General features: G+C 61.1%; 11 protein-coding genes. 7 read left to right on the top strand and 4 right to left on the bottom strand.

Annotated elements, in window-relative coordinates; genetic code table 11:
• Positions 1 to 8 precede the first annotated feature (8 nt).
• Positions 9 to 812, bottom strand: a complete 804-nt coding sequence (locus IB263_RS29095; protein WP_034796179.1) for a class I SAM-dependent methyltransferase — start codon at positions 810 to 812, stop codon at positions 9 to 11.
• A 104-nt stretch (positions 813 to 916) separates the two neighbouring features.
• On the opposite strand from IB263_RS29095, the gene IB263_RS29090 reads away from it, so the two are divergent.
• From IB263_RS29090 to IB263_RS29065, 6 genes are all read left to right on the top strand, one after another.
• The gene (locus IB263_RS29090; RefSeq protein WP_112985014.1) at positions 917 to 2050 is read left to right on the top strand and encodes an ABC transporter substrate-binding protein; all 1134 of its coding nucleotides are present in this window, start codon (positions 917 to 919) and stop codon (positions 2048 to 2050) included.
• Positions 2051 to 2108: 58 nt separating this feature from the next.
• The gene (locus tag IB263_RS29085) at positions 2109 to 3248 is read left to right on the top strand and encodes an ABC transporter substrate-binding protein (protein WP_112985015.1); all 1140 of its coding nucleotides are present in this window, start codon (positions 2109 to 2111) and stop codon (positions 3246 to 3248) included.
• Positions 3248 to 4315, top strand: coding sequence for an iron ABC transporter permease (locus tag IB263_RS29080; protein WP_226020927.1), 1068 nt, complete (start codon positions 3248 to 3250; stop codon positions 4313 to 4315). The genes IB263_RS29085 and IB263_RS29080 overlap by 1 nt, the downstream gene beginning before the upstream one ends.
• On the top strand, positions 4309 to 5061 hold the full coding sequence (locus IB263_RS29075; protein ID WP_060518046.1) for an ABC transporter ATP-binding protein: 753 nt from the start codon (positions 4309 to 4311) through the stop codon (positions 5059 to 5061). The genes IB263_RS29080 and IB263_RS29075 overlap by 7 nt, the downstream gene beginning before the upstream one ends.
• A 567-nt stretch (positions 5062 to 5628) precedes the next feature.
• Complete coding sequence (locus tag IB263_RS29070) at positions 5629 to 7215, top strand: Re/Si-specific NAD(P)(+) transhydrogenase subunit alpha (RefSeq protein WP_112985060.1); 1587 nt, start codon at positions 5629 to 5631, stop codon at positions 7213 to 7215.
• A gap of 19 nt (positions 7216 to 7234) precedes the next feature.
• Positions 7235 to 8668 carry an NAD(P)(+) transhydrogenase (Re/Si-specific) subunit beta gene (locus IB263_RS29065; protein WP_060580786.1) on the top strand — a complete coding sequence of 478 codons (1434 nt, stop codon included), beginning with the start codon at positions 7235 to 7237 and terminating at the stop codon, positions 8666 to 8668.
• A gap of 91 nt (positions 8669 to 8759) precedes the next feature.
• Here IB263_RS29065 and IB263_RS29060 read toward each other — a convergent pair whose 3' ends face one another.
• The 3 genes from IB263_RS29060 to IB263_RS29050 form a co-directional block, all read right to left on the bottom strand.
• A complete protein-coding gene (locus IB263_RS29060) occupies positions 8760 to 9209 on the bottom strand; it encodes a DUF2269 family protein (protein ID WP_112985017.1) in 450 nt (149 codons plus the stop codon).
• 277 nt (positions 9210 to 9486) lie between these two features.
• Positions 9487 to 10050 carry a TetR/AcrR family transcriptional regulator gene (locus IB263_RS29055; RefSeq protein WP_246811106.1) on the bottom strand — a complete coding sequence of 188 codons (564 nt, stop codon included), beginning with the start codon at positions 10048 to 10050 and terminating at the stop codon, positions 9487 to 9489.
• A 91-nt stretch (positions 10051 to 10141) separates the two neighbouring features.
• Positions 10142 to 11176, bottom strand: a complete 1035-nt coding sequence (locus IB263_RS29050; RefSeq protein ID WP_112985019.1) for an AraC family transcriptional regulator — start codon at positions 11174 to 11176, stop codon at positions 10142 to 10144.
• A gap of 161 nt (positions 11177 to 11337) precedes the next feature.
• Between IB263_RS29050 and IB263_RS29045 the strand changes: the two genes are divergently transcribed.
• On the top strand, positions 11338 to 12204 hold the full coding sequence (locus IB263_RS29045; RefSeq protein ID WP_162727335.1) for a sugar phosphate isomerase/epimerase: 867 nt from the start codon (positions 11338 to 11340) through the stop codon (positions 12202 to 12204).

Here is a 12204-nt window from a genome sequence, read left to right as displayed (position 1 = left end):
CCTCGGCCCTAAGGTTTCGTCGCGCGAATGGCGTAGCGATGCTGCGACTGTCGCGCCAAGCCCTTGAAAAGGTTCCAATTCGCGGCCTGGGTGCGATGGATTTCGCGAAGGTCCCTGTCGATCGTAATCTCGGTGAAGCCGGCCTCGCGCAACAGCGCGACGACGGCCTCGGCGCGGGCGCCTTGTGCGAAATGCACGCGGGAGAGGATGCTGCGGTGCGTCGCCGTCATCTGCGGGGAACCGGTTGGCGTCTCAGCCTTGAACAGGCCGAGGCGCTGTCCCCATGTGCTGAGCTTGGAGAACAGCCGCTCGAGCGCGGTTGTATTGACGAAGTCGCCATCGACGATCAGCAACATGCCGCCGGGCTTCAGGACCCGTAGCCATTCGCCAAAGGCTGCGGCCGGGTCCACGAGCGTCCAGACCAGATGCCGGTTGACGATTACATCGTAGTGGTTGTCGGGCTCCATGGTATTTTCGGCGTCGCCGAGGGCGAAGCGGATCGCTCGCCCGCGCTTGCGCGCCTTATCCCTGGCGCGTTCGAGCATCGGCTCGGCCCAGTCGAGGCCCTGCACCTTGAAGTCGAGTTCATCGAGAAGATGCGAGATGACGCCGGTGCCGCTCGCAAGATCGAGCGCGGCACGCCCTGCGCCCGGCCCAAGGTGACGGAGAAACAGTTGATGCCAGGCCGCGCGTTCTTCCTCCGAGAAGATCTCGTGGCCCGGGGACAGATCGAAGGTAGCCGCGCGGTCCGACCAGTAGGCCTTGATTTCATCGCGCAGGTTGTAGTTCTGCCGCTCCGTCACATCGCTCATGTCGATACCGCTCGTTCCTGTTTGGAGGCGTTCTAAAAGATAAATGTTGACTAATAAAGTCATGAAACATTAGATCGCCTGAATTTTCCAGCGGAGCTAAAACAATGCGGTTTTTCAACAGGGTGGCTGCGGCCGCCGCAAGCCTTTGCGTGCTTTTTTCTACGGCAGCCCTCGCTGATGTCGTGACGTTGAAGGATGTCACGGGCCGAGATGTCGAGGTCAACGTACCCGTCGAGCACGTGATTCTCGGCGAAGGGCGGCAGATCTATTTCCTCGGCGCGCTCGACCGCGACGAGCCGTTCAAGCGCGTCGTCGGCTGGCGCGATGATCTGGCAAAGGCAGACCCTGAAAGCTATGCCGCCTATCTCGCGAAGAACCCTGGCATTGCCAAGCTGCCGACCTTCGGCGGCATGAAGGATGGCACCTTCGACATCGAGCAGGCGGTTGCCTTGAAACCCGATGTCGTTCTGATGAACGTCGACGCCAAGACGGCGACGGAGGAGGCTGGCTACATCGAGAAGCTCGCCAAGGTCGGTATCCCGCTCGTCTACGTCGATTTCCGCGAAAAGCCGATGGAAAACACCGAGCCGAGCATGCGCGTGATGGGCAAGCTTTTGGGAAAGGAAGAGAAGGCCGAGGAGTTCATCAAGTTTCGCGCCGAGAGCATCGCCAAGGTGACAAACGTTTTGGCGAAGGCCAATCCGAAGAAGCCGCTCGTTTTTGTCGAACGCGCCGGTGGTTACTCCGACGATTGCTGCATGTCTTTCGGTAACGAGAACTTCGGCAAGATGGTCGAGTTCGCCGGCGGCGTAAACATGGCAAAGGACATCATTCCCGGCACCTTCGGCGTGGTCAATCCGGAGCAGATCATCGCTGCCAATCCCGATCAGATCATCATCACCGGCGGCAACTGGCAGGGTTATGTGCCGGGTGGTGCCTGGGTTGGCGTCGGCTATGGCGCCGATGAGAAGGAAGCGGCCCGCAAGCTCGAAAACCTGACCAAGCGCCCGGCTTTCACCGGCGTTGAAGCCGTGAAAGACGGCCAGGTTCACGCCATCTGGCACCAGTTCTACAACAATCCCTACCAGTTCGTGGCCATCCAGCAGATCGCCAAGTGGCTGCACCCGGATCTCTTCGCGGACCTCGACCCGGAGGCGACGTTCAAGGAGTTGCATGAGCGCTTCCTGCCGCTTCCCTACAAGAGCGGCTACTTCGTCTCGCTGACGTCAGCCAAGTAAGCGGTTCGATAGCTGGAGGAGGGGAGGACTCCGGCGTCGCAACTAAAAAGGAATGAGAATGTCGATCTTCGGGAAAATCGCGTCGGCGATGGTCGCAGCCTTGGTATTGGCGGCTTTGCCCGCCAGTGCGGCTGAAATCGTCGACGTCACCGGCCGTCGGGTCGAAATTGCGCTTCCGGCCAAGCGCGTCCTGTTGGGCGAGGCGCGGCAGATCCACGTGGCCGCAGCGCTGAAGGGCGAGCATGTCTTCGACACGATCGTCGGTTGGCGCGATGATCTTTTGAAGAAGGATCCGGACTCCTACGCTGCCTATGTGGAGCGCTTCCCCGAAATCGAGAAACTGCCGCGGTTCGGCTATATCCCTTCGGGCGATTTCAGCCTCGAGGCAGCGATTGCGCTCAAGCCTGACGTTCTGACGCTCAATCTCGAAGCGCAGCAGGCGGTCGAAGAATCGGGCTTCATCGAAAAGGCCGCTGCCGCCGGCATTGCCGTCGTCTATCTCGATTTCCGCGTGGATCCTGCCGCCAATAGCGAAAAATCGGTCGAAATCCTCGGCCAGCTCTTCGGTGCCGAAGCGAAGGCCCGCGAATTCATCGACTATCGCAATGCTCAAATCGCGCTGGTGACGGACCGCCTCAAGAAGGCGGGGGAATTTGCGCGGCCGAAAGTCTTCATCGAGCGCTCTCCCGGCATCACCGGCGACGTTGTCTGCTGCCGCACCTTCGGTCCGGCCAACTTCGGCAAAATGGTGGAAGAGGCCGGCGGCCACAATATCGGTTCTGACGTCATCAAGGGGACCTTCGGCGACCTCAATCCTGAGCAGCTGATCGTCAGCGATCCGGATCATGTCATTATCACCGGCAGTAACTGGTCGGCGGAATCCGATCTCAACCAGTTCGTTAGCGTCGGACGCGGCGCCGATGCGGCGGCGGCAGAAGATCGCCTGCGCGGCCTTATGCAGCGCCCGGGCTTTCCCGGCCTGAAGGCGGTGAAGGAGGGCAATGTGCATGCCGTCTGGCATCAGTTCTACGGCGCCCCTTACGAGTTCATTCCGATCCAGCAGTTTGCCAAGTGGTTCCATCCGGAGCTCTTTGCCGACATAGACCCGGACCGGACTTTCCGCGAGTTCCATGAGAAGTTTCTGCCGGTGACCTACCGCGCGGGTTACTTCGCCTCGCTTCCAAAGAGTGGTGAATGATGGTTGCCATGACCGAACAAGTATCCGGCGTTGAAGGGCGAGGGCGCTACCGCTCTCTCGTTTTGCGCCGCTTGGTGTTGATCTTCTGCCTCATCGTCGCGCTCTTTGCGTCGGTTGCAGTCGACATGGCTCTCGGGCCTGCGAACTATCCACTCGCGGATGTGCTGACCGCGCTCTTTCGACCGGAAACTGTAAGCGACCAGCTCCGGGTGGTGATCTGGGACATTCGCATGCCGATCGCCCTGATGGCCGTGACGGTGGGTGCCTCATTGTCGGTCGCAGGCGCGCAGATGCAGACGATCCTTGCCAATCCACTGGCAAGTCCATTCACGCTCGGCATTTCCGCTGCTGCCGGCTTCGGTGCGGCCCTCGGTCTCGTTGCCGGCGTGGCGGTTTTTCCCGTCGCCGTCCAATACATGGTGCCGATCAATGCCTTCCTGATGGCAATGCTTGCGGCGCTCTTCATCCATTTCGCCTCCACCATGCGCGGCGTTACGGTCGAAACGATTGTCCTACTCGGCATTGCGCTCGTCTTCACCTTCAATGCCGCGCTGTCGCTGCTCGAATATCTCGCCTCCGAACAGGCGCTGGCCGCCGTCGTCTTCTGGACGATGGGCAGTCTCACCAAGGCAACCTGGCCAAAGGTCTGGATCACCGGCGCCGTGCTGCTGTTCGCCTTGCCGCTGTTTGCACGGCACGCCTGGGCGCTGACCGCGCTTCGGCTTGGTGACGATAAGGCTGCGAGCTTCGGTATCAATGTTCGAAGGCTCCGGCTCGAAGCAATGATGACGGTCAGCCTGCTTGCGGCGATCCCGGTCTCTTTCGTTGGCACGATCGGCTTTGTTGGTCTCGTCGCTCCGCACATCGCACGCATGCTGGTCGGCGAGGATCAGCGCTTCTTCCTGCCAGCTTCTGTGCTGTGCGGCGCGCTCCTTCTTTCGGTCACTTCGGTCGTCAGCAAGATGATTATTCCGGGTGCCGTCCTGCCGATTGGAGTCATCACCGCGCTCGTTGGCGTGCCCTTCTTCTTCGTGCTGATTTTCACCAACAGGAGGCGCGCATGGTAAGCCTGTCGCTGGAAAAGGTCGGCGCGAATTATGGCCGGCGCACGGTGCTCTTAGATGTCAACACCGGTGTCTTGCGCGGCGGTGGCCTGACGGCGGTGATTGGTCCTAATGCGGCCGGCAAGTCGACGCTGTTCAAGCGCATAGCAAACCTGACCTCCGGTCCCGGCACTGTCCACCTGTCCGATACGGCCAAGGGGTCCGAAGGCATCTGCTACATGCCGCAGGATACCGGCGCCAATGCCGTGCTGACCGTCTACGAGTCGGTGCTGTTGTCGGCCAAGCAAGGCTCAGGCTGGAAGGTAAAGGACGCCGAACTCGCCGAGATCGACCGAGTGCTGGGCGAACTCCGGATCGCCGATCTCGCCTTTCGTGGCCTTGGTGAGCTCTCAGGCGGCCAGCGCCAGCTCGTCTCCATCGCGCAAGCTCTCGTGCGTAAGCCCGAAGTGCTGTTGATGGACGAACCGACCTCGGCGCTCGATCTCTTTCGCCAGATCGAGGTCCTTGGCTTCATGAAGCGTTTGTCGGCGCAGTCGGGTATGGCGGTGTTGATCGCGCTGCACGACCTGAACCATGCGCTGCGCTATTGCAACGACACGATCGTCATCAGTGGCGGGTCGGTGCTGGCGAGCGGCCCCACCCACGACGTCATCACCGCGGATATGCTGCGCTCGGTTTATCGCGTCGAGGCGCGGGTGGAGGCCTGCTCCCTGGGGCGACCGGTCGTCATTGTCGACGAATCCCTTTGAGGGCGTGGACGCGCGGGTCGTTCACGTTCGAGCTCGTCACCCCTGCAAATCTGAGCAGCTACGAAAGCCGCAACTAGAACGTCCTCCCAAGGGGCCGCACGGCGCGGCACGCGGCGAGACCGCGTCGCCGTGCCGTGCCGAGGGCATTGAAATAAAAACTTCCGAAGGAGGGCTTGCAGCAGCGGCCCCGTAGCGTGTCGACGCCAGGCGCCGGATTGTCAGTCGCGGCTCGGCATGAGCGTTTCATGAAACACGCGCAGGTTCGGGACCTCTCTCTGGTGAAACGTCGCTTCACATACGCAATCGGCGGCCCCCTGGAGCCGATGCAGCACCCTCTTCATGGGGGCGTCGCCGTCCCCTTTTGGTTGGCCATTGTTGGCCGAGCGGCTGGTCGGCTGGAGTGCTTGGCCGATAAAAACGATTAGTGAAAACTAAAAAGCGACAAGAATGGACGGATTCGCGGCAAAGCGTACTGGACAGTACTCTCAAGGTTTGCTTGTTCTGCTGTCGCATTGTTGAGGGACAAGGCATTGCCTAGTCGGCAGGAGAGGACAGACAAGCATGGCGATTAAAATTGGCGCGCCGCGGGAGGTAACCGCAAGCGAGGCGCGCGTGGCGCTGACACCTGACAGCGCGGTGCAACTTGCGAAACTTGGCTATAGCAGCATCATTGAGACGGGCGCGGGCGTTGCGGCCGGTTTTTCCGATGATGCCTATCGGGCCGTGGGCGTCGAGGTGGCCCCGTCGGCAGAGGCGCTGTGGGCTTCGGCAGATGTGGTCGCCAAGGTACGGCCGCCCGAGCCGAGCGAGGTCGCTTATCTGTCTGCGGACAAGACGCTGATCTCGTTCTTCTATCCGGGCCAGAATGCCGAACTTCTGGAGCTTGCCAGGGAAAAGGGCGCCAACGTCATCGCCATGGACATGGTCCCGCGCATTTCGCGCGCCCAGAAGATGGATGCGCTGTCGTCGATGGCCAATATCGCCGGCTATCGCGCGGTGATCGAGGCCGGCAACAATTTCGGCCGCTTCTTCACCGGCCAGGTGACGGCCGCCGGCAAGGTGCCGCCGGCCAAGGTCCTGGTGATCGGTGCGGGCGTCGCCGGTCTTGCGGCGATCGGTGTCGCCACCTCGCTTGGTGCTCAGACCTATGCCTTTGACGTGCGTCCCGAGGTCGCCGAACAGATCGAGAGCATGGGAGCCGAGTTCGTCTATCTCGATTTTGCCGATGGTGAGGGGGGCGGTCAGCAGGATGGCGCTGCCACCGGCGGTTATGCGGCTCCCTCTTCGCCGGAGTTCCGCGAGAAGCAGCTTGCCAAGTTCCGCGAGCTTGCGCCTCAGATCGATATCGTCATCACCACGGCGCTGATCCCCGGCCGTGATGCACCGAAACTCTGGCTTGCCGACATGGTCGCCGCGATGAAGCCGGGATCGGTGGTGGTCGATCTTGCGGCCGAGCGTGGCGGCAACTGCGACCTGACCGTCGCCGATCAGCGGGTCGTCTCCGACAACGGCGTCGTCGTCATCGGCTATACCGATTTCCCGAGCCGCATGGCCGCGCAGGCGTCCACGCTCTATGCCACCAATATCCGCCATATGCTGACGGACCTGACGCCGGGCAAGGACGGCAAGCTCGTCCACAACATGGAGGACGACGTCATCCGTGGCGCGACCGTCACCTTCGAGGGTGCGATCACCTATCCGCCGCCACCGCCGAAGATCGCCGCGATCGCGGCGCAGAAACCAAAGGAGAAGGTGAAGGAGCCGACGCCGGAGGAAAAGCGTGCGACCGAGGCCGCAGCCTTCAAGGCCCAGACGAAGAGCCAGCTGACGCTTCTCGCCGTCGGCACGGCGCTGCTGCTTTTGGTCGGCGCCTTTGCTCCGCCTGCCTTCATGAGCCACTTCGTCGTCTTCGTGCTCGCCTGCTTCGTCGGCTTCCAGGTCATCTGGAACGTCTCGCATTCGTTGCACACCCCGCTGATGGCCGTCACCAACGCGGTTTCCGGCATCGTCATTCTCGGGGCGCTGCTGCAGATCGGGTCTGGCAACTGGCTGGTGGTGCTGCTTGCGGCGCTGTCGGTGCTGATCGCCACGATCAACATCGTCGGCGGCTTCCTCGTCACGCGGCGCATGCTCGCCATGTTCCAGAAATCCTGATCGGGCAGGGGTAAACATTATGATGATCGGTATCGTATCGGCCGCCTATATTGCGGCAGCCGTCCTCTTCATCCTCTCGCTCGGCGGGCTTTCGGGCCAGGAAAGCGCCAAGCGCGCCGTCTGGTACGGCATGACGGGCATGGCGCTTGCCATTGTCGCCACGGTCTTCGGACCTGATGTCGGCAACTGGTTCATCATCGCGCTGATGATCGCGGGCGGCGCCGTGCTCGGCCACTTCGTCGCCTCCCGCGTCCAGATGACCGAGATGCCGCAACTCGTTGCAGCACTCCATTCCTTCGTCGGTCTTGCCGCAGTCTTCATCGGCTTCAACGCCCATATCGAGGCGGCTGATGTCGCCGGCCTCGATGCGGCGGCCCGCTCTGCATTGACCGGCTTTGCCGCGATCCTTGCCCACAAGGAACCGGTGGAACTGTCGATCATGAAGGTCGAGGTCTTCCTCGGCGTCTTCATCGGTGCTGTCACCTTCACCGGCTCCGTCATCGCCTTCGGCAAGCTTGCCGGCAAGGTCGACGGCAAGGCCAAGAAGCTGCCGGGCGGTCACCTGCTCAATGCCGGTGCTGCCCTTCTCTCGCTCGTGCTGCTGGTGCTCTACGTCAATGGCGCCGGCACCTGGACGCTGCTTGTCATGACGCTCGCCGCCTTCTTCATCGGCTATCACCTGATCATGGGCATCGGTGGCGCCGACATGCCGGTGGTCGTGTCGATGCTGAACAGCTATTCCGGCTGGGCGGCCGCGGCTATCGGCTTCACGCTCGGCAACGACCTGTTGATCGTCACCGGCGCCCTGGTCGGCTCCTCGGGCGCGATCCTCTCCTACATCATGTGCAAGGCGATGAACCGCTCGTTCCTGTCGGTCATCCTCGGCGGCTTCGGCGCGACCACGGGTCCGGCAATGGAAATCACCGGCGAGCAGATCGCCATTGATGCCGATGGCGTGGCCGCAGCCCTTAACGACGCCGACAGCGTCATCATCGTGCCGGGCTACGGCATGGCGGTGGCGCAGGCACAGCAATCGGTCTCCGAGCTCACCCGCAAGCTGCGGGCGGCCGGCAAGAACGTGCGCTTTGCCATTCATCCGGTCGCCGGACGTCTGCCGGGCCACATGAACGTGCTTTTGGCCGAAGCGAAGGTTCCCTACGACATCGTGCTCGAGATGGACGAGATCAACGAAGACTTCCACGAAACCGATGTCGTCATCGTCATCGGCTCGAACGACATCGTCAATCCGGCCGCCCAGGAGGATCCGAACTCACCGATCGCCGGCATGCCGGTGCTCGAAGTCTGGAAGGCCAAACAGGTCTTCGTCTCCAAGCGTGGCCAGGGAACCGGTTACTCCGGCATCGAGAACCCGCTGTTCTACAAGGACAACACCCGCATGTTCTACGGCGACGCCAAGAAGAGCATCGACCAACTGCTGCCCGCGCTGGCGTGATGACGCCCTGAAAGAGAACTCATCGCTCCGCACATAGGGGCGGTGAGTTCAACTCCGTTGATGAGCGACCGATGCGTCCGATGGCGTCGCCCTAGGCGCCGAGTAGGTCGGGTTTGACGACCATCAGCGCTATTATCAGAGCAAAAAGCGAGATCGATGCCAGGCGGCCGCCCAAAGCGCGCTTGTTTCTAAGAAGCGTTCGGACTTCCAATTTGTCGATCGTGCCTTCAAGGGCTGGATGCACCTGTGCCTCCCATGGCCGCACGACCCTGCTTTCGACAATCATCAAGGCGGCGATCAGGGTGAATGACATCAGTAGCCAGGGTGTCGATAGCGGCCACCCACCCAAAACGATGAGGCCAATGCCTCCGGCAATCCCTATGCCGGTGAGCAGGCCTGCAATCCTGTTTGCGGTCAGGGCCAACTTTGCAGCCCCGATTTGCCCTCGCCGGGCAGAAATGAAAAGGAGCTCCCTTGCTGCAAACAGCAGAAATGCCGTGCCCATGGCCGCGGCATGAATTATCACGACGTGTGCGTACATCTCTTGTTACCTTGGTATGGAGCTTCGAGAAGCGGTCGTTCGACCGCTCGTGCTGCATTTGATTTCGACACGAGGTTGGCTGTCGGACTGGCCGCGTGCAGCCTCAATTGTGAGCGATCACTCGCAAAAATCTACTCGCGTTCGAGAAGCTGTCTCTGCGAGCGCTCCACGTTCATATTCCCCCGGTAGTTCGCGCAGTTGGAAGCCGGCGCTCACGGAGCGACGTCAAATCGCCAAGACCCAGCTCGCATCTTGGATGTCTGCTACCCGAAGGACGTTACTTCAGGTAGCGCGTGATCAGCGTCGTCACTTCGTTGATGAAGGCGTCGACGTTCCCATCGTTTAGCTTCTCTGGACTGTCGACCACCGCGCCGTGCGTCAGCGCCTCCGTGCAGCTGACGCAAATGTAAGCGGCCAGATCCAGATCCATCGGCCGCAGTTCTGCCTTGTGCAATTCGAGATAAGCCCTGATCAACCCGTAGAACTCTCTGTCAAAACCGTCGATCGTACCGATCCGCCCTGCACGTGGCGTTTCCTCGACCAACACTCGATGAAGGTCCGGGTTCACACGATGAGCATCGATCATCGTCTTGACCAGTTCGCGCACGGCACTGTCGAGCGGCAGCGTCGCCACTTTGGCCAGCGTACCCCGCAAGACATCCACCATCTCGCTCTTGTGGCGTTCGATGACGGCAACGACGAGCGCTTCCTTGCCCGGAAAATACTGATAGAGAGAGCCGATGCTGACGCCGGCCTCTTCGGCAATCCGGTTTGTGTTGGCGCGTTCAAATCCTTCTTTGATCAATGCACGCGCAGTCGCTTCGACCAAGGCCTCGATCATCGCTCGCGAGCGTTGCTGCGAAGCGACCTTTCGTGGCGTCAGGAGAGCTTTCTTGTCCATTCGGCTTTGATCCGGTCGCGGCGGCCCACTTTCAGTTGGCGATCGATAGCGACTGACGCGGCGTTTCCATTGGCGAAAACCCGAAGCGCTTCTTGTAACAGGTGGCAAAGTATTGGCTCGATGAGAAGCCGCAATCAAAGGCGATGTTGGTGACCGATTGCGCGCCGCTTTCAAGAAGCAGCCGTGCGGCGTTGAGTCGGAGCGTCTGGAGGTAGCGGACAGGCGTCATGTTGGTCAGCACCTGGCAATGCTGCGAAAATTGCGTGCGGGAAAGATTGCACTCCGCCGCCATGTTCTCGAGCGTCCAGTCCTCGTCGAGCGCATGACGCAGCCGCTTCAGGAAGATCTCGACCGTGCGCTTCGAGCTTGCAAGAGCAAGATCGAGAACCGGTGCCTGGCTTTCCAGCATCTGGCGGAATTGCAGCAGCATCATCGAAATCAAGAGGCGCAGGTGCGCCTCTCCACCGTCGATATCGCCGCCTGCCACCACCTCGTGGATGTCGAGGAAGGTGCGGGTAACCTCGCGGGAGGCGTTGTAGGAAATCTGTTCGTTCTTCGACAGAAGTTCGCTCAGGCGCTTTCGGTCGCGCTCGGGCCAGCCGATCCATTCGGGCCACAGCCAGGTTTCGTGTGGTCGGCGCACGCCCATATCCATGAGCACCCAGATTATGTGGCTGGCACCGACATTGGGATCGCCGAGCGCGTGCAACTGCCAGGGCCGCACGACGAACATCTGGCCTTCATTGATCGTCGTCCTGCGGCCATCCATGGTGATCGTCAATGAGCCGCGCGCCAGATAGGCGATCTTGACCCCCTCGTTGCAATGTTCGCGCAGGCCCCAGTCCTGCGGGGTCGTCGCATCCCATCCGCCGACGGAACAGACCTGCGGCAGCGCCGCGCCGAGGTCGATGCCGGGATAGCCGCGTCGCGTCCAGGCGTTGAGCGACACCTGGCCGGCAAGCGAGGCCTTCATCAGGTCCTGGCAATTGCCGGCATAGAGCAGGGCGCCCGGCTCGCGGAAGACAGCGGGCCGATTGACGGCCCGTTCGTTGCTGCTCTTCGTCATTCCGCTCCCCCGCTGATGTTTAAAATTTACCAGTCGTCTATTTCGAACGCAGGCAGCGATTTATTGCGCAATGCTTGGACATCATCAAGCTCCATTTTGGAGACGCTGATGATTTGCCATTGAAACTCAATGGCATGGGGGAAATTGGGAGGATTTTGCCGGTGCGGATAGGCTTCCACACGGACGCGTTCAACTCGGCCTACTGGTCGTTTGAAAAATGCCTGGAATGGGCAAGCGACAACGATTTGCACTTCATCGAGTGTGGTCTGATCGACGGCGTGAGCTGGATCCACGGACTGGGCTATCAACCGCATGTCGCGCTCTACGAGGACCCGGTCCTCTTGCGTCGCAAGATGGAGCGTTACGGCGTGCGCTTTTCCCAGGTCGATGCGGCCTATCCGCTGTCTGGTGAGGACGGACCGCTCAGAGGTGTGCCCTATGTGCTGAAGTCGATTGCCTGGGCCGCGCAGGCCGGCAGTCCCTGCGTCGACACGACCGACGGGCTCCACATGCCGCGCGGACTTACCGAAGAAGACTCGATGGCGCTGATGAAGCGCAGCTACGAAAAGATCGTCGAAGTCGCCGAAGCGCACGAGATCGTCGTCAACATCGAGCCTCATGGTCATTTCACGACGCGTCCGGAATTCATGGAGCGCATGCTCGCCTTCGCAGACAGCAAGTGGCTGCGCATGAACATGGACACCGGCAACACCTTCATCGCCGGCCAGGAACCGCCGCAGTTTCTGTCGCGGTTCATCGACAGGGTGTCTCATGTCCATCTTAAGGACGTGTCGCCGTCGCTGGCAGCGGCTGCCCGTGGCGGACAGACCGGGATCGCGGTCAGCCATTGTGCGCTCGGCGATGGCGTCAATGCCGAGAACATCAAGACCTGTCTCGCCATGCTTCGCGACCACGGCTACGACGGCGTACTCAGCCTCGAATGCGAAGGCGCCGCCGGCCCGATGATCGAAACGTCACTGGCCTGGATCCGCGCGACGTGTCGCGATCTCGGCATTTCGCTGAAGTGA

It is taken from the genome of Ensifer sp. ENS03 (assembly GCF_014852035.1).
Lineage (GTDB): Bacteria > Pseudomonadota > Alphaproteobacteria > Rhizobiales > Rhizobiaceae > Ensifer > Ensifer adhaerens.
The sequence above is the reverse complement of the archived record's forward strand: the minus strand, read 5'-3'. Positions and strand labels throughout refer to the sequence as shown.